The sequence below is a fragment of the Novibacillus thermophilus genome, from assembly GCF_002005165.1.
Classification (GTDB): Bacteria; Bacillota; Bacilli; order Thermoactinomycetales; family Novibacillaceae; genus Novibacillus; species Novibacillus thermophilus.
The window spans coordinates 3,162,958-3,186,623 of record NZ_CP019699.1; the positions used below are offsets into that span (position 1 = coordinate 3,162,958).

The 23,666-nt window shown below is 43.2% G+C and carries 18 protein-coding genes and 3 pseudogenes; 8 read left to right on the plus strand and 13 right to left on the minus strand.

What is annotated here, in order from left to right:
• Positions 1-953: 953 nt before the first annotated feature.
• The 3 genes from B0W44_RS15400 to B0W44_RS15410 form a co-directional block, all read right to left on the minus strand.
• Positions 954-2,276, minus strand: a complete 1,323-nt coding sequence (locus B0W44_RS15400; RefSeq protein WP_077720800.1) for an IS1380 family transposase — start codon at positions 2,274-2,276, stop codon at positions 954-956.
• A 142-nt stretch (positions 2,277-2,418) separates the two neighbouring features.
• Positions 2,419-3,759, minus strand: a complete 1,341-nt coding sequence (locus B0W44_RS15405) for an IS4 family transposase (protein ID WP_077720801.1) — start codon at positions 3,757-3,759, stop codon at positions 2,419-2,421.
• 451 nt (positions 3,760-4,210) lie between these two features.
• Positions 4,211-4,591, minus strand: a complete 381-nt coding sequence (locus B0W44_RS15410; RefSeq protein ID WP_077720802.1) for an NAD(P)-binding protein — start codon at positions 4,589-4,591, stop codon at positions 4,211-4,213.
• A gap of 331 nt (positions 4,592-4,922) precedes the next feature.
• Here B0W44_RS15410 and B0W44_RS15415 point away from each other — a divergent pair, with 331 nt between their 5' ends.
• Positions 4,923-5,594 (plus strand): transposase, encoded by a 672-nt coding sequence (locus B0W44_RS15415; protein WP_077720803.1) that lies wholly within the window; start codon positions 4,923-4,925, stop codon positions 5,592-5,594.
• A 331-nt stretch (positions 5,595-5,925) separates the two neighbouring features.
• Here B0W44_RS15415 and B0W44_RS15420 read toward each other — a convergent pair whose 3' ends face one another.
• The 4 genes and pseudogenes from B0W44_RS15420 to B0W44_RS15435 form a co-directional block, all read right to left on the minus strand.
• Positions 5,926-7,056 carry a mandelate racemase/muconate lactonizing enzyme family protein gene (locus B0W44_RS15420; RefSeq protein ID WP_077720804.1) on the minus strand — a complete coding sequence of 377 codons (1,131 nt, stop codon included), beginning with the start codon at positions 7,054-7,056 and terminating at the stop codon, positions 5,926-5,928.
• A 40-nt stretch (positions 7,057-7,096) separates the two neighbouring features.
• Positions 7,097-8,356, minus strand: a complete 1,260-nt coding sequence (locus B0W44_RS15425; RefSeq protein WP_179947355.1) for a dicarboxylate/amino acid:cation symporter — start codon at positions 8,354-8,356, stop codon at positions 7,097-7,099.
• A gap of 54 nt (positions 8,357-8,410) precedes the next feature.
• The gene (locus B0W44_RS15430; RefSeq protein ID WP_077720805.1) at positions 8,411-9,124 is read right to left on the minus strand and encodes a FadR/GntR family transcriptional regulator; all 714 of its coding nucleotides are present in this window, start codon (positions 9,122-9,124) and stop codon (positions 8,411-8,413) included.
• A gap of 13 nt (positions 9,125-9,137) precedes the next feature.
• A pseudogene (locus B0W44_RS15435) lies at positions 9,138-10,321 on the minus strand (trans-sulfuration enzyme family protein).
• 237 nt (positions 10,322-10,558) lie between these two features.
• Here B0W44_RS15435 and B0W44_RS15440 point away from each other — a divergent pair.
• The gene (locus tag B0W44_RS15440; protein ID WP_077720806.1) at positions 10,559-11,914 is read left to right on the plus strand and encodes an ISLre2 family transposase; all 1,356 of its coding nucleotides are present in this window, start codon (positions 10,559-10,561) and stop codon (positions 11,912-11,914) included.
• A gap of 403 nt (positions 11,915-12,317) precedes the next feature.
• Here the strand turns inward: B0W44_RS15440 and B0W44_RS15445 are convergent, their stop codons facing one another.
• The 4 genes from B0W44_RS15445 to B0W44_RS15460 all read right to left on the minus strand — a co-directional run bounded on the left by B0W44_RS15445 (position 12,318) and on the right by B0W44_RS15460 (position 14,829).
• Positions 12,318-12,701, minus strand: a complete 384-nt coding sequence (locus B0W44_RS15445) for an OsmC family protein (RefSeq protein ID WP_077720807.1) — start codon at positions 12,699-12,701, stop codon at positions 12,318-12,320.
• Between the two features lie 80 nt (positions 12,702-12,781).
• Complete coding sequence (locus B0W44_RS15450) at positions 12,782-13,507, minus strand: hypothetical protein (RefSeq protein WP_077720808.1); 726 nt, start codon at positions 13,505-13,507, stop codon at positions 12,782-12,784.
• Between the two features lie 16 nt (positions 13,508-13,523).
• Entirely contained in the window at positions 13,524-14,243 is a 720-nt protein-coding gene (locus B0W44_RS15455; protein ID WP_077720809.1) for a cytochrome c biogenesis CcdA family protein, read from the minus strand.
• 13 nt (positions 14,244-14,256) lie between these two features.
• Positions 14,257-14,829, minus strand: coding sequence for a TlpA family protein disulfide reductase (locus B0W44_RS15460; protein WP_077720810.1), 573 nt, complete (start codon positions 14,827-14,829; stop codon positions 14,257-14,259).
• 416 nt (positions 14,830-15,245) lie between these two features.
• Between B0W44_RS15460 and B0W44_RS15465 the strand changes: the two genes are divergently transcribed.
• The 3 genes from B0W44_RS15465 (at position 15,246) to B0W44_RS15475 (ending at position 17,867) form a co-directional block, all read left to right on the plus strand.
• Entirely contained in the window at positions 15,246-16,070 is an 825-nt protein-coding gene (locus B0W44_RS15465) for a tyrosine-type recombinase/integrase (protein ID WP_077720811.1), read from the plus strand.
• 346 nt (positions 16,071-16,416) lie between these two features.
• A complete protein-coding gene (locus tag B0W44_RS15470) occupies positions 16,417-17,028 on the plus strand; it encodes a thermonuclease family protein (RefSeq protein WP_335582633.1) in 612 nt (203 codons plus the stop codon).
• Positions 17,029-17,081: 53 nt separating this feature from the next.
• The gene (locus B0W44_RS15475) at positions 17,082-17,867 is read left to right on the plus strand and encodes an HNH endonuclease (protein ID WP_228441232.1); all 786 of its coding nucleotides are present in this window, start codon (positions 17,082-17,084) and stop codon (positions 17,865-17,867) included.
• Here B0W44_RS15475 and B0W44_RS15480 read toward each other — a convergent pair.
• A complete protein-coding gene (locus B0W44_RS15480; protein ID WP_077718657.1) occupies positions 17,830-19,191 on the minus strand; it encodes an IS4 family transposase in 1,362 nt (453 codons plus the stop codon). The two genes, B0W44_RS15475 and B0W44_RS15480, sit on opposite strands and share 38 nt — an antisense overlap.
• A 422-nt stretch (positions 19,192-19,613) precedes the next feature.
• Here B0W44_RS15480 and B0W44_RS15485 point away from each other — a divergent pair, with 422 nt between their 5' ends.
• From B0W44_RS15485 to B0W44_RS18945, 3 genes and pseudogenes are all read left to right on the plus strand, one after another.
• Positions 19,614-20,936: an IS1380 family transposase gene (locus tag B0W44_RS15485; RefSeq protein ID WP_077720814.1), complete on the plus strand. Its 1,323-nt coding sequence runs from the start codon at positions 19,614-19,616 to the stop codon at positions 20,934-20,936.
• A 227-nt stretch (positions 20,937-21,163) separates the two neighbouring features.
• Positions 21,164-22,472 (plus strand): annotated as a pseudogene (locus tag B0W44_RS15490) (BCCT family transporter).
• Positions 22,473-22,500: 28 nt separating this feature from the next.
• Entirely contained in the window at positions 22,501-22,629 is a 129-nt protein-coding gene (locus tag B0W44_RS18945) for a hypothetical protein (RefSeq protein WP_257788054.1), read from the plus strand.
• A 69-nt stretch (positions 22,630-22,698) separates the two neighbouring features.
• On the opposite strand, the pseudogene B0W44_RS15495 reads toward B0W44_RS18945, so the two are convergent.
• Positions 22,699-23,666 (minus strand): annotated as a pseudogene (locus tag B0W44_RS15495) (formylglycine-generating enzyme family protein).

The following is a 23,666-nucleotide window of genomic DNA, read 5'->3' on the forward strand; positions in this document are numbered from 1 at the left end:
TGCCTAAAAAAACTTTTTTTCTTTGCTAGAGTAATTTTGACAAGAAAATCAAGAAAGGTGAAGTCCTTGTTACAGGATACCAATAATGTGCCAATACACCCAATATACTCGGGGTCTCAAGGCAAAATTGAAAAAGCAAAGTATAGCCCTTCTCTTCCCGCATAAGGTGACCTAACACACACGATGCTAGCCCGTTCTGCACAGCCTAACGGCCATTTCAATCATCTCCTTTGGATTTTTAAAATAAAAAAACGCACTCACCCTTTCTGGCAAAATGCGTTTTAAATCACCCTTGATTCGTTTCACTTCCGCGCCACGTGCAGATGAAACGAACCTCGTCTTTTCGTCAACTCCTAATCCAAGAGATGCGCCAGGGGAGATAGCGCCCCCCTATCTTTTGCTGACCATCTTTTTGAGCTTATTCTTGTCCCGATACAAAAAGATTTTGTGGAGATTTCAGTAGACCTTTGCGTTAGTGTTGATTGATCTTTAGCGAAGATTTGCGTGATCTTTCTTTAATTGAGCATTTCCCCTTGTAAGGTCATTAAGCAGTTTCAACTTCTCACTTTCTTCTCTTTAGCTTTATTAATAAAATCCCCTATTTTGGAAACAGCGCCTTCAAAGTCTTCTTTGATTTCATGTTCCCAAATTCGTAATATATTCCATTCATTTCTAACATACTCAACTTTCGCACACAGAAATATTTAAGCATTGCTTGATATAATTAGGCCTGAATTATTCATAACCGCGTCTCAAATGTTTTAAAAACCAGTTTCAAGCCTGATTTTTGTAAGTTTTTGGTTTCCCTAGATGTTTTCTCAAATATATTACCTAATCTACTGGAAAAACAGCAGGAAGTCATACGCTAGCTTTCAAAATCGGCTGTAAAAGGGCACACTGATCCTGTGGTTAATGTGAATGCTATGAGATTGACTTTTCTAATATCATCTCATTCAACCAAGCCGTGGGAGGTGATGGATGGTTCGTAAAGTCTGCCAATAAGCCTTTTGATACAGACAACTGCTGCACAGTTTAAATGTCAGATATCTGCCTGAACGAACCAGCTTTCCCGCGATCTTAAGCAACTTCAAACGGATGTTGTCGATACGATTTTTGTTCATCGTTCTGGGTAGACACAGTCGACGAAACCAGTTGTTGAAGTTATAGGCGAGCACCATGAGTTGCAGCTTTGTGGCGTTGCTGTAAAACGATGGACTGCTCATCTGATCGAAAGCAAAGCCGTTCTTGGCTTCTTTGATAAAGTTTTCCATCGTGCCACGGTTCGCATAAAGCTTGACGATGTTTTTGGGTGAGAGCCCCATGTTGGTCACGATGAAGGTGTAGGTGAAGAAAAGCTCACCTTCCGGTTTCTCCATCTTGACCACCACACGACGCGGCTTATCCCAAGCACGTGCCTGGTAGTCAAATGATGCGTAAAACACCTTAGCTTCTGTCGTGTTCAGATCAAACTGTTTCCAGAGTTCATCTTCAAATGGCTGTGCTTTTTGTTTCAACACGTTGTTTGCTTTTAAACGGATCACATAGTGGACATCATGTGTTTCCGCCAATTGATAGAGAGCCGGGATGGCAAAACCGCTGTCCCCGCGTATGCATAGCGTTGCCCATGGACTTTGCTTCCGATATCGCTTGATTTCAGGGCCGACAAAGCGGACGACTTGCCGGGATGTGTACACATGACCAGCGCGCAGTTCTGCTTTGAGACAATCTCCAGTCAGTCCATCAAACATCATCAGGGGATGGTAACCCTGGGCTTGATAATGCGTGTTAAAGGCGGATCCATGCTGTTCACCATAGGTGGCCAAGTTGGTCGAGTCCAGATCCATCATGATGTTTTCCTTGGGTTGGATGATATCGACTCGTTTTTGCATCAGTGAATGGACCGATTGCAACTGCTTCATCGTTTCCTTATCCAATTTCTGATTTAGCCGGGAAATGGTCGGTTGAGAAGCCAGGACTTCTTTACCCAAAATGGTGGTCAACACAGGTTCATGACGTAATTCATCGGCATGATCATCCGCATGATACCCGGCAATGTGCTGATAGATCTTTTGGATGATGACGTCATCGTTAAAATGGATGTGATGACTGTTTGGATCATTCACATTGAGGTGATCCGTGATCGCTTGACTGAGCCCGATTTTTTCATCAAATTCTTTATACAGTAACCAACCGGCATCTGAGGTCAGGTTTCCACCTTCAAAATTGACTTTCACACTTTTGTTGAAATGCATGGTCTGCTCGTTTACACTATGCATAAGGGAGCCTCCTTGGTTTGTATTGGTTTTGGTCACTTTTACAATACCAAAGGTTGGGCTCCATTTCTATTTTTCACCCATTGGGTGAAAAGGTGGAATGCTTTTAAAGGCCTGGTATGACGCGCTTTTTGATATTTTAAGTTCAGCTATATGAATAATTCAGGTTAGGTATAGTGGCCAACCATTTATTCATTTGATTTTTAAAGATGTCCATGTTCAAAGAAACCTCGGCTTCCGCCAAAGTTTGGAAAAGGTCAATAAGTGATTGAAGGGCAGTAATAAAATCTATGTCTTTTACATCTTCGCAAAGGATGTAAAAAAGGTTGCCAATCGTCTTAGGATCCTCCTCTTTTCGCATTTGCCAAGCAATGAGAATATATCGTGTAAAAACAATGGTTGTATGGCTAATTAACATGTCGTAGGAACGTCCCTGGAATTCTTTCTCTAAATTTAAAAGGGATTTATTGCATTTGAAGAAGACTTCAATGTCCCAACGCATGCCGTAAATACGAATGATCTCTTCATTTTCTAATGTTGTATCTGTGCTGAGAATGGCAAGCCATTCGCTCCGTTTATTACGGTTTCGTACAAATAGAATTTTTACTGGAATTCCATTGTCTAAAGTAGCATAAACGGATCCGAGAATGTCTTTTTTACCCATGTGAGGTTTTGCCAATTTGTAAAGTTGATTCAGTGTGAAACGTTCACCATTGTAAACGTATCGCTGCTTTAATTGCTTCACCATGCCAATGACAAATAACCCTTTGTTCGTAATCTTCTCAATTAAAGGCGCTTGTGTAAACCAGGAATCCATGAGAACATAGTCAGCTACAATCCCTTTTTCAAGCGCATGATCAAGTAAAGCTGAAGCCACGTCTGGTTTTGATTTCAGAGCTTCCTGGCGACGCTTATAGCCAGATGTTCGTTTATCAATATTGGTATTGATTTCTTGCAGGCGATTTTCCTTTTTCGGTGAACTTAGAAGAGCAAAATCAACGGGAATAAAAGTAAAACTATCGGTCCAGCCAAGGGTAAGCATTTGAAACCCTTTCAAGTACTGATGGGTAGAGTGATCAAAAACCTTAGCCAACAGTTCAACCGACTTACTACGGTTTCTTGAAAAGACAGAATCATCAATCACAAAAGCTGTGACACGATCTTTTGAAGTTAATGGTTGAAGCAGACGGATCATTTCACTGCTTAATGAAAGCAGAAACTTTCTCCAATGATAGGTTGGTGTATTTAAAAAGCGATAGACTGTATCCTTTCCGGGCAGATCCTGAGATCGTTTACTCATAAAAGCACGAAACCAGTTCTTATATTGGAAGACTAAAAGAAAAATCAGTTTGAAAACAGTAAGACAAGAATACCCGGAAAGTTTCGTAATATTCGCTTTTCTTAAATGATATCCAATATTTAATTCGGAAAATCCTTGTTTAATTTCTTTTGGTAATTGCGCAAAGTAGTCTTTATTCGTTATCATAGTGGTGACACCTTTCTTTTGGATTTGGTTTCGTCACCAATATTTTACCAAAAGAATAGGTGTCTTTCTTTATGTTTTAAAAAATGTCAAATGATAATTTTGTACTTCCCAAAACCATTTACATCAAGCATTTAAACAAGATTTTGGACTGCGAAAGCTGAGTAACATAATAATTCGAAACTTTTTCATCCCTCTGTTTGTTTTTTTTAATTTTGTTTACCCAATAGTCAGAGTTTGTCTTCGGAATTCTTCCATGGATGGGACAGCCATGCCAAAAGCGTGAATCTATAAAAATGACAAGTTTATATTTTTTATTGCTATATCAGGAGTTCCCAAAAGCTTTTTTACATTTCTTCTGCAACCTAAAACCTTGTTTCCATAATCCTTTGGTTACTTTGTTTTCTAGGTTTGAGACTGAACGAATCGATTGCATATTTTTCTTTCTTTGTTCTTATTTTGCAGCCTGTTGTGTTAAAACGCCCGGGAGAAGTGTCCATCCAGGGAAGACCATCGGAATTTCATAGCTTCCAGTTGCTACATAGACAATTTCTGCTTCTATTTCTAGGAGTTGTTTTTTTTGTTCTGCTATAATTTTCCGTGATTTTGTGATGGATTGGACAAGTGTTTCTGTCATGCAATTACTAAAGTCAATGTTAAGTTCTTCCAGTGGATCTTGATCTTTTAAATACCATTGTTCAAAACGGTATAATCCTCCTAAAAACGCAGACATTTCAAGCAATAAGTAATCTCGCCCCCCTTCTTCTAATTGCTCCGCTAAAAGGCACCCCTTATGGCCTCCACCTATAATGACGTTTTCAACATACTTTCGCAAACAAATCACCTACTCCTGAGTTATAATATCCATATCTGATTCTACCAGCGTGAGGCAGGCTTTTACCTTGACCCCGTTATTTTTCACCATTTGGGTTCTTACTCATTGATGACACATGCAACCCGAAACACCCGACGACGTCTCGAATAGAAGGGCTAGACTTTCATTACGGCCTAGTGAACATAAGCAGGTCTGGTCTCACTCCGTTGTGACGTCACATTTGATCAGTCACGGTATTTCGTTGCCGTTAGATTTTCGTGTCTACCGTCGGCAAGCCGACTGCTAGAACCACGATGTGCCGTTTTATAGTAAAGTCGATTTGGCAAAGGAGTTGATTCAAACATGTGACCCCATCGATGATCGCATGTATGTGTTGGGAGACAGTTGGTATACAAACGATAAGGTCATCTCCGCTTGTGACCGCCGCGGCTTCTTTTACATCGGTGGCCTGAAAATGAATGCCATTGTCTATCCTTGGGAACACCGGTCCTCTGTCAAAATGCTTGCTCATTCCCTGCGTCCCGAAGACCTCCACTCCGTAACCGTGGCGGGAAAGCGGTACGATGTGTTTGTATATGAAGGGAAAGTGAGCAAGATCAATAACGCACAGGTCATTCTTTCTTGGGAGAATGGTTATCACCCGAATGAACTCCCGTTTGTTCTCGTCTGTACAGACGTTAGTTTGGACCCTGTGACCGTCCTGACTTATTACGGAAAACGGTGGGAGATTGAAACCGGGTACCGGTATTTAAAAGAAAACCAAGGATTTGATCAGTACCAAATGCGTTCCTTAAAGGCAATTCGTCGCTTCTGGGTTCTACAGTTTTTGGCGTACACTTACCTTGAAATCCAACGTGACCAACACCAATTTTCGACACTTGGAGAAGTCCTTCATCAGGAACGGCAAGCCTATTTGGGCCGGTTAATGATGTACGCTTATGAACAGGGATTAAAGCGTGTACCGGCCAAACAGATGTTACACGAGTTTGGTTTGACCGCTTAAATTATAGTTGAAACCTTGATTACCCACAATCAGTATGTCTTTTTTAGTCCTGATCATATGAAAATGCAGAACTCAAGCTATATAAGTAAATATTGAACCCACCACGAACATAACCAGTAAGTAGAAACCATTCCACTTCACCATTGCTTTCGACTTGACCTACATTTCTAGTTTCCTGTCCAAATAAAAGAGCCGATAAATCCGATTAAAAAAACTACGATGATCCATTCAACTCCCATTCCCATATCCCCTGTAAAGAGTAATAGGACATCTTCGTGAACAGATGCCCTATACCGTAAGAATTTAAAAAAGACACACGATACTTCTAAGTTCAGCCGATAATCGTAAACTCCCCTTGTTTTTGATATAACTCCGCATAGTGATTCAATTTATCACGGTCAAGCGTTACCCCTAACCCTGGTTTTTCTATTAGATCCATCTTATCCACATCCGGTTTCATCACTTCTTTCACAATATCATCTGACAGCAACTGCGCATACGTCTGATTGCCTTCAGTTAAATTCGGGATTGTTGCTATCACGTGAATCCCTGCCGCTAGTGAAATACCTAACTCGGGTTGACTGTGGCGACAGAAAGGCACGCCCGCCATTTGGCACGCTGCTGCTACTTTTTTTAATGCGAGCAGACCGCCGACGCGATGTGCATCCGTGATGAGTACATCACAAGCGCCATGAGATAAAATATTCATACAATCTTCAGGAAGCCAGGCAGCCTGATCTGCTGCTATAGGTACGCCTGTGCGCTCGCGCAATCGAACAAGGCTATCGACCTGAAGACGGGAAGTAGGCTGCTCCACGAGTTCCACGTTGTAGGCTTTAAACTTCTCTATCAGCACCATCGCCAATCCTTCATCCCATGCTTCATTGGGATCCAACCGTATACGAACATCTTCTCCGACAGCAGACCTTATCGCTGACACCATTTCAAGATCTTCGTTTGAATCAAAACCAACCTTTAAATAAAGAATTCTGGCTCCTTTTCCGACGGCGTTCTTGGCCTCTTCTACCATATGATCAATATTTTTTCGTTGGATCCAAGTAAAAAAGGAAATTTGATCACGTACCTTTCCTCCCAACAGTCGATAAATCGGTTGGACGGTTTTTTTACCTATAATATCCCAGAGAGCCATTTCCACTCCAGCCAAGGCTGAATTTCCGAGATTTCGAAAATAAGCCCAACGCGCCTTTTTATAAAAATCGGCAGTAATATTTTCGATTGAAAAAACGTCTTGACCTATTAAATGTGGGCGGAATAACTGTATAGCTTCTAAAATAGCACCCGCAGAAGGATTTCCCATACATTCCCCAATACCACTAATACCTTCATCTGTTTTAATTTCAATAATGACGTTACTGAGCCCTTCTCGATAACCAAACGAAAAAATTTCGCGTTCTTTGAATGGAACAGAAACGGCAGTTGCTTGAAGGTCAGTAATTCGCATGATTTCTTCTCCTCCTACTTTTTAGCGATTTTAAAATTAATCACATTGCTTCTTCTTGAGTGTATCGTTGAACACCAGACACATTTTTTTTCTCACTCTTATCAACAATGGCGGCACCAACCAAATCTCCTGTCACGTTACAAGCCGTTGCAATCATTCCTAGTACTACATCCACCCCAGCAACAAGCGCGACCACCTCAATCGGCAACCCTGCCTGCGTAAGCACGATTGATAGTGCAATCAATCCTGCTCCGGGCACACCTGCTGTCCCTATTGATGCTAGTGTCCCTGTCAAGACGATCCCGAAAAGAGCCGAAAAACTTAAATCAAGCCCAATAATATTCGCAGCAAATATAGCAGAAACCCCTAAGCGAATGGCTGCCCCATCCATGTTAACGGTTGCCCCAACTGGTAAAGTAAAACTCGAAACATCGTCGCCAATCCCTGCCTTCTTGGCAGATTTTATCGTAATAGGAAGCGTCCCCAGGCTACTTGACGTCATAAAAGCTGTCGAGATCGCCTCGCTCACATTTTTAAAAAACGGTATGATCGGGACTTTGAACACACGTAGTAGCAACATGTAAACAACAATAAATTGAACAGCAACAGCCACATAAACGACACCGGTCAATTTTGCTAGTGAAGCTAGTGCATCCAAACCTTGTCCACCGATTGCGGAAGCACCAATAGCAAACACACCTATTGGAGCGTACTGAAGAACTCCGTTAAGTATACGGAAGACAACTTCACTTCCAGCGTCTGTAATTTTTAACAGTGTGTTACCCCAATCATTCAATTTTGTTTCGCTTGCATGACGGAGGGAAGAAATCGTTACTCCAATAATAATCGCCACAAATATAATCCCCAATATATCTGCATTAACCATTGCCTCAAAAATGTTGGTTGGGACAATTTCCAATAAAACTTGAATAAATGTCGGGGCTTCCGGCACTTCAACATTCTCCTGTGGCAGTGCCAGTCCCAACCCGGGGTTGACTAACATCGCCAACAAGAGCCCGATGACGATGGCAACAGCAGTCGTTAAAATGTAGTAGACAAAAATCTTTCCCCCTATTTTCCCAAGCTTCTTCGAGTTGGTGTTATTAACTGCAGCAATAAGAGTAAACAAAATTAGGGGTACAATAATCATATTGAGCAGACGAAGTAAAAGATCACCTAAAGGGGATAACACCTGAGCAGATGGCCCGAAGATCAATCCTACGAGTACGCCTAATACGAAGCCCACTGTTATTTTCAGCATAAAGGACTTGTCACGATAGAATTCCCACAATTTATACATAAGTAACCTCTCCTCCTATAAAAATTCCTCCACTTAAAATAGGTTGTACAAAGTCTAGTCTTTTTCACTGACAAACCAGTTTTTGTAGGCACTCGTCAGGTGTACCCGCATCGCTTCATCGGCTTTGTCACCATCTTCGGCGACAATGGCCTCAAATAGCAAGCGATGATGGCCGACATACTGATTGGCGAGTGAACGACCGAGGTGATGCGTACCTTCTCTTATTCTTCGACCTAAATTCTGATTCCCGTATTTAATCACCGATTCAACAAATTGTTGAATCACAGCATTTTGACTAGCAATCGCCACTTCCAAATGAAATTGCATGTCGAGACTGCTATACCGACTTAGGTTGTCAAGCGACTGTTCCATCTCTCCTAGCAGTTTCTCCATACGTGTAATACTGGTCGAATCCCTCCTTTCAGCGGCTAATTTGGCACTGCCTGGTTCAACAATCATGCGAGCTTCCAATACTTGCAAAGGGCTCTCTTCGTTTTCTAAAAACCAAAGTTGCTGACTTTTATCCACAGGTGGTTTTCTTAGGACAATTGTGCCCCGCCCCGTATAGGTTTGTACAATACCCAGCAGCTGTAGGGAAGAAATAGCTTCACGTATAATCGGGCGACTAACAGCGAATTTTTCAGCCAACGAACGCTCCGAAGGCAACATGTCACCGGGTTGAAATTCTTCATTTTGTATGGCTTCCATAATTTGGTCTGCAATAAATACGAATAGTTTTTTTGGTCGCTCCGCTTTTTTAAAAGGCATAGCCTTACCACCTTTACATATTTGAAATTTGCCTTAGAGCTTGTTCCAAATCTGATATGATGTCATTTGGACTTTCCAAACCTACTGAAACGCGGATCAGTCCATCAGTGATACCTGCTTCCTCCCGCTGTTTTCGAGTGAGTGGAAAATGAGTCATGGAAGCCGGATGTTCGACAAGTGTTTCCGGATCACCTAAACTGAATGCGAGTGTCGCCAGTTTTAAAGCATCTAATAGTTTTTTCCCCGCATCTAACCCTCCGTTCACTTCAAAGGACACGACACCCCCATCAGTTTCATTTGTTTTTGGGCTAACTCATATTGCGGATGATGACTTAACCCGGGATAAAAAACTTTTTTCACTGCTGGGTGTGAGTCTAAATAATCGGCGACTTGTTGAGCATTGTGACAATGGCGCTCAAGGCGGACACTCAATGTCTTTAAGCCTCGAAGCATTAAAAACGCTTCCCATGCATTTAACGATTGTCCTAAATTGACCACTATCTTTTTCCTCATGAATTCCACATGTTCTTTACTTCCAACAATCAATCCTGCAATGACATCACCATGTCCGTTTAAATATTTGGTTGCACTGTAAACTACAACGTCTGCACCAAGTTCTAACGGTTTTTGTAGATAAGGTGTCATAAATGTATTGTCTACAATTAACGGTATACCGTGGCGATGGGCGATCTCGGCTAAAGCCGAAATGTCCAACACAACAAGATGAGGATTGGAAGGTGTCTCAATATATAGTGCAGTCGTATTGTCCTTTATGGCAGCGCTAACATTTGTCAAGTTCGTACAATCGACAAAGTCAACTTCGATCCCAAAGCGCGGCCCAAGCGTAGTTAGAAATTTATATGCGCCACCATAAACATCCCTAGTCACAACAACATGATCTCCTTGCTTCAAAAATGCCAGTAGCGCGGTCGCGATTGCCGCCATCCCGCTGCTAACTCCAAGTGCTGATTCGCCACCTTCCAAATGAGCTATTTTTTCTTCAAGTATACGGGAAGTCGGATTGCCGAATCGTCCGTATTGTATACCGGGCATCGATCCGTCTACTATAGCTGCCGCTTCGTCCGCATTAGAGAAAGCGTAGGCGACTGCTGGTGTGATAGAAGGTGTGATTGCTTCTTTGTGCGGGTGTTGCGCAGAATGAATAAGTTGAGTTTCAATATCCCAATCTTTATTCATGTTGAACTCCTTTCTAATTAGTGGGTAATTTATGTTTTCGGGTAATTTAAAATTATCCTATACTAATTCTGGTAAAGTTGTCAACCTGTTTGATCAGTTCGTATGAGTAAAATGTTTGTGGGAGAGTGATCCCCCTCGATGGACAAAAGCCGGGGTATTGGTAAAAAGGCATGAAAAAGAGGACCTTCTCTTGTATAGTTAAGTTTAACGCACAAAACCGAAAGAGAGGTCCTCATCATGAAAGATATCATATCCACGATCACAATGAAAGAATTAGAACAAATGACCTTTCGCATTTTACAAGCATGTTTTTCCCAAGTGATGAGGGAAATCCTCCTCGAATTCGACAGCATCATTGCGGAAACAAGGGATAAACAACGGTTTTACCTCAAGGATAAACGGCCCTTAAAATTTGAGTCCGTCTACGGTTCCGTTGAACTAGAGAGGAATTACTACCAAGACCGAGAAACCGGTAAATACGTGTTTTTGCTGGATCAATACTTAAACTTTGACGGGACAAAAGGGCTGAGCCCCGTCGTGCAAGAACTGGCCATTGAACTGGCCGTAACCGGTGTTTCGTATCGTCAGGCGGGACAAGCTTTAGAGAAACTGTTGGGCTATCCCGTGATCAGTCATGAAGGCATCCGTCAACAACTGTTAAACACGGAAGTCGTACCAGAAAAGGACGTCGTCCCTTTACAACAAGACGTTCTGTTTGTCGAAGTGGATGGTCTCTACACCAAACGACAGAGGCATAAGCGAAAGGGCAAAGAAGAAAAAATGGCCGCCGTGCATCGAGGGTGGGAAGTCGAAAACAACCGTGCCAAACTGGTGGGAAAACGGCACTATGTCCATCAAGGAACACACCCGTTTTGGGAAGGATTCGAGACCTTTTTGATGGAGACATACGCGTACGATCCAACCAAGCACCATCTTGTCATTAACGGCGATGGCGCCTCGTGGATCACCGCCTGCCGCGACTATTTCAGGCACAATGTCACCTTCGTGATCGACCGTTTCCACGTGGCCCGCGACATCCGTGCCATTTTTCGCGATCATCCAAGATGCCGGGACATCCAGAAAAAACATGCCGCCTATGACGCTGAAGGCCTTTTGTTGGCATTAAACAGTGCCGTTGGTACCATTGGGGACGAAAAAAAAGAAGCACACCTCGAGATGCTTATAAACCAGCTCTCGCAGTATCCAGAAGCCCTAAGAGATTACCGGGAAAGGCTACAAGAAAAAGGGATCGAAACCGAAGGCTTTCGTCCCATGGGCAGTGCTGAAGGGACGATGAGCGTCTTTGCTAAACGCTTGAAACAGGGGCGCAGTTGGAGTGACAACGGATTGGACAAATTCATCCATGTGTTTGTCGCCATCAAAGACAAATTAGCGATTAAAATCTTGAATGGGAAATGGACATCCACCGTGGAGACTGAGGGAGAACAGCGGCAAGAGACACAACCACCGAAACATTTTGTAGAGAAATTAAAAGATTGTGCTCAAGAGGCGACACGTGGGAACATCGCTTATCTCCAGCAGGCCATTGGGAAGCCGATTGTGGCGGCGTTAAAGGGGCTTCAAGGTGTTTAGAGATTTACCCAAACAGGGATTGTCGTCATCGGCGACACATCCCATTAGACCAACTTTTGAAGACTTGACATTGAGGGCGGGCATGATAGGCTGGTTAGCCTGGCAGACACCCTTGGGTATGGCCCTGGATGCAAGAACTCATGCCCGCGGAGGCTCAATGTCAAGTCGTCGGATACCCGTGCAGTAACATCGCTGGTATTTGTCATGTTTTGGTATGAGTATAATGTAATCTGAAAATTGGAATAGCAATAAACAAGAGAGGGTTTTCGCCTTCTAGAAAAACCTCCCACAAGTACTTGACAGCAACGATCAGTTCATGGGAATCTAGAAACGAATTCCAAATTCACACCAAGAAAAACGCTTAGTTACATCGAGCGACAAAATATGACAAAACCTGAATTCTTCATTCAACTATTTCAAACGATTCCGATACCTGAATGCTACCTTGAACTGATTGAATCATGGCACAATTCTTTCGTGAAAGCACAAGCGCTTTTTCGATCTTTTCCTTTCGCAGTTCCTTTCCAAAGATCTCAAAATGCAAATGCAACTTTTCGATGCGCCTCGCTTCTGTTTCATTACGTTCCACTAGAACTGACACATTGATATCTTTAAATGTTATCCGCATTTTAGTCAATATTTTCCGTAACATTGTGGCACTGCATCCTACAATAGACGATACCATCAGTTGGAATGGATGGAAACCATCTTGGTCATCTGGAGATATATGTAATTCTCCGTATTTCGTTTGCGTGACGAAACCATTCTCTTTCATCTTAAATTCCATTTCATACACACCCTTACATTTTTGACGTTCGTTAGCATAATAACAAAACACTTTTGCCATCAGCATAATCACAGCTCAATCTATCCAGTGCCACTCTTTTTCCGATCTCTTATCACGCTAAATATCCACCCCTTTATTGCCAACGATACCCCGATCCACTGCCCAGTCGCCAAACCGAACACCAATCGACCGGTCTGATAATCGGCAAAGGACGCTAGCGTATACACGATCCCTGTCACAAGAGCCCCCAGGCCGAAAACACGTCCACTTTGAAGCCGTTTCCACTTACAGAATACCCAAACGAGCAACGGCAATAACAAAACAGCCCGGTACACATGCAGAGGATGATAGCGGTACTCACCACTGTTCCATCCCCACCACACTGACGTTGTTTCTCCCAAATCCTTAATCAACACGTTGTAAACAAAGACGGTCAGCAAAGCGGAAACAGCTATAACATCCGCCGTAGCCCAGGGGGACGGCGATTTAACGGTTTTCCATGTCAACCAACTTATCGTGAGGAAGGATGCCAGCAGAACGGATGTATCCGTTCCAGACATATAGAGCAACATTGCCGGGTTGCGCCACACTTCTTTCAGATCGAACAGTGCAGGTGCGAATTTGTACACCAAAAGCGCGATCAGTATGGCGGTTGGGAGCCATTCGCTCACTGTTCGCCGTACATGCTTGTGCTCAGGAGACAACTTTTCCGCAAGCCAAACGGAGAAGAATAGCGAACAGACTGCTACAATCAAAGGCAAAGGAAGAAAAAGCGGACCGATACTGATGATGATCGGATCGAACATGGCATCCTCCCCTTGGTTAAAATCCCGTAAACCCGCCGTAAAGGTCGATCAACGTGGTCGTGATTTTGGTCATGTGGCCGGTGTACAGTAATACACCTGTCAGCACCATAACCGCTCCACCGACTTTCATGATTTTGGACGAGTACTTCAAAATCCACCGTGCACGTCCGATGAAAAAAGCCATCACAAAAAACGGTATGGCAAAGCCGAGCGTATAGGCGGTAATGTAAGCCAATGCCTGGGACGGGTTCGTCGTGGCTATCCCAAGTACAGCGCCCAAAATAGGCCCGATGCAAGGAGTCCATCCAGCTGCAAATCCGACACCGACAAGTGTTGTACCTAAATATCCGGCCGGTTTCCGGCTGACCGACAATTTTTTCTCCTGCATTAAGAACTTGGGCTGGAACACGCCCATGACGAACAATCCCATAGCGATCACGAGGATCCCCGCCAACATGCGAATCAAATCTTGTTGGCCTTGAAACAGTTGGCCGATCCAGGAAGCGGCAAACCCTAAAGCGTAAAAGATAATCGAAAATCCGATAATAAAAAACAGCGTGTGGAACATCGTTAATTTTCGTATCTTGGTTGACTGATGATCACCTCTTAGCTGGCTGACCGACACCCCGGTAATATAGGAGATATATGACGGGTACAGCGGCAGACAGCACGGCGACACAAACGAGAGTACCCCCGCCCCAAACGCCAGCCACAGTGTGACATCTGCTGCATTCACATGATCACCTCATTCAATCCGTTAAATCATCCATGATCGCTTGAATCTGCTGCTCTGTCATCGCGCCTTGAATGCGGTGGGTAATGATCCCTTCCGCATCGACAATAAACGTTGTCGGAATGGCAGCCGCCTGATAGGTCATGGCGACATCTCCTGTTTCGTCCAAAGGCACAGGGAACGTGTAATTGTTTTCCTCAATATATTGGGTCATATTGTCAAAATTGTCATTGAACGCGAGGTCCACCATGTGGAAATTCACATCATCTCCATACTGGTCGTAGGCTTCTTGCAAATGCGGCATTTCCACCTTACACGGCGGACACCATGAAGCCCAAAAGTTAATCAGCGACGGCTTTCCGTTATTTTCATATAGACGTACCGTGTCTCCTGCTAATGTCTCGAGTTCAAAATCCGGTGCGGCAAACCCTTCCTGTGGTTTCACATCTCGGTCAGGTTGAATCGGTTCAGTACTTTGCTGCTCCTCCTGACCCGCCGTCTCTTCATCACCTGTCTGATTGACGACCACCGCTCCGACGACGAGCAACAAAATAATAAAACCGAAGAGCACATTTCTCCAGCGCATCATGTCACCTCACCTCCAATTTTATACCGTTTATCGTATACCCGAGTTCGACAGTTACTAGACAAATAAAATGCCCGAAACCCTAGTCCAGAATTGGGATGACGGGCATTTTATTTGTCTAGTAACTGTCGAACTCGGGTACACACATCGATGGTTTTATTAAACACTTGCTGCGGTTTGTTGGTTGGTTTGTTTCGCTAGCCCCAGCTTTACCCACCATGGTATCACGCTGTAGGTGGTATGCTTGAATCGTTGAGACGTGGATTACTCATTTCTGTTGCATAGAATTATAGCGTAGAATTGTAATTCTGCGCTATAATTGTATTGGTAACCATATCCAAAGCAACCAAAAACACGTGATTATCTCACTAAAATTTTTGCGTAGAATTTCTTAAGACCAAAAATAAAGGGGGATACCATTGGTTGATCGGTTTGTCAAAGAGGGGCTGAAAGGGAAATCGGACACAACCGTCAAAACATACGAACAGGCGTTAAAACAGTTCGAACGTTGGCTTCATGGGGCTGGAACGGATTTGGAAGAGTACTCTCGCTCGGATGTTCAGCAGTACCTTGACTACTTGGTCGCTAACAAGAAAAGTGCGGCCACCATCAACAAAATCTGGAACGCCATTAAAAAGTACAGCCGTTGGAGAGGGAAAGAAGAAACGATAGAGGATATTGCTGTTGTTCAACCTCCTTCATACTATACGGAAGCTCCAAAGAGTTTAAGCCAAGTAGAGCGGAACCGGCTCATCCGGGAAGTGGACCGTTCAGGAAACAAAAGAGATTTTGCTATCGTCCAGATGCTACTCAACACGGGATTGCGTGTTTCGGAATTGGTTTCACTGGACAGAGCGGACGTGGAGATCAAAGAGCGGAAAGGCTCGGTCAAGGTAATAGGGAAAGGGAACAAGGAACGGATTGTTCCTCTTAACAAGGAAGCCCGCCGAGCGTTGCAGAAATACCTTGACGAACGCACGGACTCTCATCCAGCCCTTTTTCTGAGCAATCGTGGTCAGCGGATCAGTGTCCGTAGCGTCCAGTACCTTTTGGAAAAGCATGATGTTCACTCTCATCAGCTAAGGCATACGTTCATTACCGGATTGGTGCGGAATAATGAGGATATTGCTGTGATCCAGTCCATGAGTGGACATTCTTCGACAAAGATGATCGTCAGATATGCCCTACCAACGGAAGAAGATAAAATGGAGGCGGTCGAAGAATTGTGGCACCAAAGTAAATAGAACATATGTTTCCTGACCATATGACGTCAAAGTGAAATGCTAATATAAAAAGTTAAGAGAGGGGATTTCGACGTGATCAGGAAGCCAATGAGTTTGTTTTTGGGGTTATTTATCTCATTATCAGTTGTGTTAACAGGTTGTTCAGAAGAAAGTTGAAAACGACATTGAAAAACAGGAAACAGCTATCGAAGAAGAGAAAGATCAAAATGTAGACCAGGCCGAGAAAAATGATGTAGGGGAAGACCTGGATGAACAGGAACAAGAACCTTCTGATTCAGACACATCGGAAGAGGATAACAATGACAATGTACCTGACAATACTATACCAGCCACAGTTGTCCGGGTCGTGGATGGGGATACACTTAAAGCAACCATCGACGGCAAGGAAGAAACCGTAAGATTAATCCTTGTCGACACACCAGAGACGGTTCATCCGTCGAAACCCGTACAACCATTCGGTCCGGAAGCCTCCGATTTTGCAAAGGAAACACTGGAAGGAAAAGATGTTGAGCTGGAACTGGATGTATCAGAACGTGATCAATACGGGAGAGTACTAGCTTATGTATGGATCGGCGATAAAATGTTCAATGAAATGTTGCTTGAAAAAGGATTAGCAAGAATAGCTATCTTCCCTCCGGATGTGAAATATGTTGACCGCTTCAGGGAAATTGAGAGCAAAGCTCGTCAGAAAGAAATTGGGATATGGAGCATAGAAAACTACGCAACAGAGGAAGGTTATAACGAAACGTCAGAAACCCAGGGGAATACAGGGAATACGTCGTCAGCAAAAGCTAGTGCTGATTGCGATGATCCCAAAATTAAAGGGAACATCAACTCAAGTGGCGAAAAGATTTATCATGTACCAGGCGGACAATTTTACGATGTAACGAATCCGGAAGAAATGTTTTGTACCGAAGAAGAAGCGCAGGCGGCGGGGTATCGGAAATCGAAACGTTAATTTTGTAAACGGAGGTATTTAATTGTATACGAATGAGGACGAACAGTACTGTTGTGGGTGAACAATTAGATAGAGGAATGGAAGGAGGAGGAAGAATGTTTTACAATCTACCTTTAGAACTCAACACTGAAGATTGGGTCAATATACTTTCGGACCAAGAAGTAACAACTAAAGTAGATTTTAACATTCTAAAAGTAGTTTTTGAGAGCAAAAACCATGAGCTGACAGCATCTGAAATTGCTTCACAGTTAAAATTACCCCATCATGTAGCAATAAACTCACAAATCAGTCGTTTTAGTAAGCGGATTGTTTATAAAACCGGAATTCAACCTCCGAAATTGGATGAGGATAAACCGAAATGGTGGCATATCCCATTTTTAGGATACAACAAAAATGGGAAATTTCCTTGGATTATGCGACCCGAACTTGTAAAGGCGTTTGAAAGGTTTTTGGATGAAGAAATTAACGATGAGCATGTTTATTTAGATGAGGTTATACATGATGAAGCTTCTTTAATGTCAGAAGGAATAGTTAAGCAGGTTTTTGTGAACCGTTATGAAAGAAACAGAGCCGCTAGAAATAAATGTATTGAACATTATGGGAGCCAATGTGTAATTTGTGGTTTTGACTTTGAGGAAGTGTATGGACCTATAGGTAAAAATAAAATCCATGTCCACCATCTTGTACCTTTATCAAAAATAAAACATGACTACAAGGTAAATCCTATTTATGATTTGCGTCCTGTATGCCCAAATTGCCATCTTATTATTCATAGTAAGAAGGAGGCTTTTACTATAGAACTCAACTTTCGCAGCTCAATTTTGGTAAATAAGCCTTGATATAATTAGGCAAAACTACAATCCATTTACGTAATTGACTTTCGATGAATTTTTTAATCTTTTGATTTACATTTTGAAGTGCATCTTCAAGAATTTCAATGAGTAGTTGAAGTGCAAAGGCCCAATCTAGTTCATCGATTTCATCACAAAGTTCATAAAAAATGCCGCCTAATGTTCGATAATCTGTACTTACTCGGTTTTGCCAAGACAAAACAATGTACCTTGTAAACACAATAGTGGTATGGCTGATCATGGAATCATAAGATCTTCCTTGGAACTCTTTTTGGAGTTTCAATAAGGATTTGACTGTTTTGAAGAATACTTCAATATCCCAACGTATCCCATAAATACGAATGATTTCTTGATCCGATAAAGTACAGTCTGTACTCAAAATAGCTAGCCACTGTCTCTTTTTATTACGATTACGGATAAATACCACTTTAACAGGTACGCCATTTGCCATCGTTGTGTGAATAGAGCGCAAAATACCCTTTTGATGTTGTGATGGTTTAGCTGTTTGGTATAGTTTTTTTAGGCTCACCCATTCACCGTTCACTTGATATCTTTGTTTTGTATCCTTCACCATTCCAATAACATCCAACCCTTGATCCACAATGGACTTGATCAAAGGCTGTTGGGTAAACCATGTATCCATTAAAACGTATGAGGCATCGATTCCTTGAGAAAGTGCCCGTTTAATCATATTGGGAATAACTTCCGGCGCTTTTTGTAAAGCTTCGACACGCCGCTTATAACCGGATGTACGCTTATCGATTCGGTTATCAATCCCATTGATTTGGGAATTCGTAGAGCTTAATAAAGCAAAATCAATAGGCAAAAATGTAGCACCATCTGACCAGCCGAGTGTAAGCATACGAAATCCTTTGTAATAACGCATTTTTTGAGAAGAATGATCGAAACAGCGAGCAAGCAGTTCAACCTTTTTACTGCGATTTCGTTCATAAGATGAGTCGTCCACGATCAGCACTTTCGGACGGTCGTGTCTCGTTAAACTACTTACCTTCATAATGGTGAAAGTACTCAAAACAAGTAAAAACCTGCGCCAATTGTATTGAGGGTTATTTAAGAAGCGATAAATAGCGTTTTTTTCCGGCAAATCTTTAGCTTTTTTACTTTGAAGAAGTCGAAACAAATTTTTGCCTTCAAAAACCAAACTAAAAACTAGCTGGAATAAATAGGCGCAGGAATAACCGAAACCCTTGTTAATTCCCACTTTCCTTAAATATTTTAAGATTTCAAGTTCATCAAATATAGCTTTTACTTCTTTTGGTAGTTGATTGTTCAGTCTGTTATTCGTTATCATAATAAGAGACACCTCACCTGCTTTTGGTAATGTTTTTTCTGGACAATTAAACTATACCAAAAGTTGAGGTGTTTTTTTTTGCAAATTTTTATGTCAAGAAGTATTCGAAACAACCAACAAACCCATTAACCGTAAGGCTTAGAAATCCAATTTACTGTGAGAAAGTTGAGTATAGAAGAAGTAAAAAATTTGCTTAATAAGAACTGATAACAAAAAATCACCAAAATCGGGTCGTAATATCCATAGCTTATATTATAACCTGAATTATTCATATAGCTGAACTTAAAATATCAAAAAACGCGTCATACCAGGCCATTAAAAGCATTCCACCTTTTCACCCAATGGGTGAAAAATAGAAATGGAGCCCAACCTTTGGTATTGTAAAAGTGACCAAAACCAATACAAACCAAGGAGGCTCCCTTATGCATAGTGTAAACGAGCAGACCATGCATTTCAACAAAAGTGTGAAAGTCAATTTTGAAGGTGGAAACCTGACCTCAGATGCCGGTTGGTTACTGTATAAAGAATTTGATGAAAAAATCGGGCTCAGTCAAGCGATCACGGATCACCTCAATGTGAATGATCCAAACCGTCATCACATCCATTTTAACGATGACGTCATCATCCAAAAGATCTATCAGCACATTGCCGGGTATCATGCGGATGATCATGCCGATGAATTACGTCATGAACCTGTGTTGACCACCATTTTGGGTAAAGAAGTCCTGGCTTCTCAACCGACCATTTCCCGGCTAAATCAGAAATTGGATAAGGAAACGATGAAGCAGTTGCAATCGGTCCATTCACTGATGCAAAAACGAGTCGATATCATCCAACCCAAGGAAAACATCATGATGGATCTGGACTCGACCAACTTGGCCGCCTATGGTGAACAGCATGGATCCGCCTTTAACACGCATTATCAAGCCCAGGGTTACCATCCCCTGATGATGTTTGATGGACTGACTGGAGATTGTCTCAAAGCAGAACTGCGCGCTGGTCATGTGTACACATCCCGGCAAGTCGTCCGCTTTGTCGGCCCTGAAATCAAGCGATATCGGAAGCAAAGTCCATGGGCAACGCTATGCATACGCGGGGACAGCGGTTTTGCCATCCCGGCTCTCTATCAATTGGCGGAAACACATGATGTCCACTATGTGATCCGTTTAAAAGCAAACAACGTGTTGAAACAAAAAGCACAGCCATTTGAAGATGAACTCTGGAAACAGTTTGATCTGAACACGACAGAAGCCAAGGTGTTTTACACATCATTTGACTACCAGGCACGTGCTTGGGATAAGCCGCGTCGTGTGGTGGTCAAGATGGAGAAACCGGAAGGTGAGCTTTTCTTCACCTACACCTTCATCGTGACCAACATGGGGCTCTCACCCAAAAACATCGTCAAGCTTTATGCGAACCGTGGCACGATGGAAAACTTTATCAAAGAAGCCAAGAACGGCTTTGCTTTCGATCAGATGAGCAGTCCATCGTTTTACAGCAACGCCACAAAGCTGCAACTCATGGTGCTCGCCTATAACTTCAACAACTGGTTTCGTCGACTGTGTCTACCTAGAACGATGAACAAAAATCGTATCGACAACATCCGTTTGAAGTTGCTTAAGATCGCGGGAAAGCTGGTTCGTTCAGGCAGATATCTGACATTTAAACTGTGCAGCAGTTGTCTGTATCAAAAGGCTTATTGGCAGACTTTACGAACCATCCATCACCTCCCACGGCTTGGTTGAATGAGATGATATTAGGAAAGTCAATCTCATAGCATTCACATTGACCACAGGATCAGTGTGCCCTTTTACAGCCGATTTTGAAAGCTAGCGTATGACTTCCTGCTGTTTTTCCAGTAGATTAGGTAATATATTTGAGAAAACATCTAGGGAAACCAAAAACTTACAAAAATCAGGCTTGAAACTGGTTTTTAAAACATTTGAGACGCGGTTATGAATAATTCAGGTTTATGTTGCTCTCGCTGTTTTTGGTTTTTTCGAAATACGGCAGAATCAAATTGGGCGACGACGAGGATCGGCCGGAATACAGCCGTCCGACGTGGATTGCCATGCTGTTTAGTGCCGGTATGGGGATCGGCCTCTTGTTTTATGGTGTATCTGAACCGGTTTCACATTTTGTCAATCCTCCTTATGGACCCGGAGGAACGCCTGAGGCAGCAAAACTTGCGCTCCGGTACACGCATCTCAACTGGGGACTGCATGCTTGGGCAATTTATGCCATTATCGGACTGTCTTTGGCTTACTACAAGTTTAGAAAAAAGGTGCCTGGTTTGATCAGTGCCACGTTGTATCCACTTCTCGGGAAAAAAACTCAAGGACCGATTGGAATTAGTTGCTGTCTTCGCGACCGTGTTTGGTGTAGCGGCGTCACTCGGTCTCGGTGCGGCGCAAATTAACAGTGGTCTTTCTTACTTAACCGGCATTCCCACTGCTTTTTGGATACAATTGATCATCATTGCCGTGACCACGGTTCTGTTTATTTTGTCAGCCGCTACCGGTCTCAAACGCGGTATCAAATATTTAAGTAATGCCAATATGATGTTGGCAGTCATCCTGTTCTGTTTGTTTTTCGTGTTGGGACCGGTGGGATTTATCCTCGACTTATTCACGACTGCGGTCGGTGAATACATTCAGTATTTGCCGAGCATGTCACTGCGGATGGCGCCATTTAATGCGGAAAATGCGGAATGGCTGCGCAATTGGACAATTTTTTTCATGGCCTGGTGGATTGCCTGGTCTCCGTTTGTCGGCACGTTTATTGCCCGCGTGTCGAAAGGGCGGACTGTCCGAGAATTTATGGTTGCCGTATTGCTTGTGCCAACCACAGTGTGTGTCATTTGGTTCTCTGTGTTCGGTGGGACAGGTATTTACTTTGATTTGTACCAAGGAACTGAAATTGCGGCACAATCATTGGAAACGGCCTTATTTTATACGTTTCAACAACTGCCTTTGAGCGGCACGATGTCTGTCATTTCTCTGTTTTTGATCACGACGTTTTTCATCACGTCGGCCGATTCAGCGACATTTGTGCTCGGGATGCAAACGACAAATGGCAGTCTCAACCCGCCTAATTTTGTGAAGATCAGTTGGGGACTGTTTTTAGCGGCAACGGCGATCATTCTGATGGGGACAGGCGGTTTGAGTGGATTGCAGACAGCGATCATTGTCAGCGCGTTCCCACTGACCATCGTGTTGCTCTTTATGAGTTATGCAGTGTTAAAAGCGTTCAGGCGGGAAGTACGGAAAGAAAGGAACTGATACGGATTAAATCCAGAGATGCTGTAAAGTGGAAAAGAGGATACAACAAGCGCACATCCGTGGAGCGAATGAACAGCTGTTTGGATGTATCAATTTGGCTTTGGACAACATACCATTCATTCGGGAGGGTGTGGACTATTTTCAGATCGCCCTCTAAACCTACAACCGCTATCACCTGAAACTATGGATCAAGCAAGCATTAAGCATCTCTTCTGCATTTATTTTTTTACGCATCAGCAGCGCATCGAAACCCCATGTGCCCCGTTGAGCTGTCAGGTGTATTGGATGTGCGGGCGGATACTCTGTATCGATTACAGTAAGAACGGTGACAGAGGTACGATCCGCCGCGTATCACTTTTGTTTTTCCTTGTGGAGGGCCCTTTGGGTTGTCCCGTGGTCCGTCAATGTGAAAGGTGGTACTGAACCAATCGGCGCACCACTCCCAAACGTTGCCCGACACGTTGTATAATCCGTACCCATTAGGTGGAAAGGACTTGGCAGGTGCCGTCCCTAAATAGCCGTCAGAAGCGTGGTTTTTCTCCGGAAATTTCCCTTGCCAAATGTTACAACGATGTTCACCATTCGGTCTCAAAGTATCTCCCCACGGGTACGTTTTTTGCTCAAGTCCGCCACGGGCAGCGAACTCCCATTCTGCCTCTGTCGGCAGGCGTTTTCCTGCCCATTGGCAATAAGCGACCGCATCGTTCCAAGAGACGTGCACAACGGGGTGATCCATGCGATCTTCAATTGATGAGTACGGGCCTTCCGGTGACTTCCAGCAGGCTCCTTCAACGGCCAACCACCATGGAAGCCCCCTTACGCTATCTATTACGTATTTTCTCGTTTTCTCAGATACAAAAGAGTAGAAGACATACGACCACCCAAACTGTTCTGCTTCCGTCTTATACCCGGTATCCGCTACAAACTCCGCAAATTGAGCATTCGTCACTGTACAACTGTCTATATAAAAAGGGTCGACTTTCACTTTGCGGACGGGACCTTCACCATCTTCCGGGAACGCTTCCGGATGGTTTGACCCCATTAAAAACTCTCCACCTGACAGGTAAATCATATCATTAGTATTTGGTCTCTTTTTTGGACATTCTCCAGCCGAGAGTGTTCAACTAGCGTTGCTGCTTTTGTTGAAATGGGACGACTTGCTGCACAACAACTCGGTTTCTTTTTATGAGACAT

Coding starts and splice junctions, on each gene's coding strand:
- B0W44_RS15445 (WP_077720807.1), bottom strand. CDS start 12,701: ATGGAATTTAAGATGAAAGAGAATGGTTTCGTCACGCAAACGAAATAC.
- B0W44_RS15460 (WP_077720810.1), bottom strand. CDS start 14,829: ATGATGCGCTGGAGAAATGTGCTCTTCGGTTTTATTATTTTGTTGCTC.
- B0W44_RS15425 (WP_179947355.1), bottom strand. CDS start 8,356: ATGTATAAATTGTGGGAATTCTATCGTGACAAGTCCTTTATGCTGAAA.
- B0W44_RS15450 (WP_077720808.1), bottom strand. CDS start 13,507: ATGTTCGATCCGATCATCATCAGTATCGGTCCGCTTTTTCTTCCTTTG.
- B0W44_RS15400 (WP_077720800.1), bottom strand. CDS start 2,276: ATGCATAGTGTAAACGAGCAGACCATGCATTTCAACAAAAGTGTGAAA.
- B0W44_RS15440 (WP_077720806.1), top strand. CDS start 10,559: ATGAAAGATATCATATCCACGATCACAATGAAAGAATTAGAACAAATG.
- B0W44_RS15480 (WP_077718657.1), bottom strand. CDS start 19,191: ATGATAACGAATAACAGACTGAACAATCAACTACCAAAAGAAGTAAAA.
- B0W44_RS15420 (WP_077720804.1), bottom strand. CDS start 7,056: ATGCGAATTACTGACCTTCAAGCAACTGCCGTTTCTGTTCCATTCAAA.
- B0W44_RS15485 (WP_077720814.1), top strand. CDS start 19,614: ATGCATAGTGTAAACGAGCAGACCATGCATTTCAACAAAAGTGTGAAA.
- B0W44_RS15405 (WP_077720801.1), bottom strand. CDS start 3,759: ATGATAACGAATAAAGACTACTTTGCGCAATTACCAAAAGAAATTAAA.
- B0W44_RS15430 (WP_077720805.1), bottom strand. CDS start 9,124: ATGCCTTTTAAAAAAGCGGAGCGACCAAAAAAACTATTCGTATTTATT.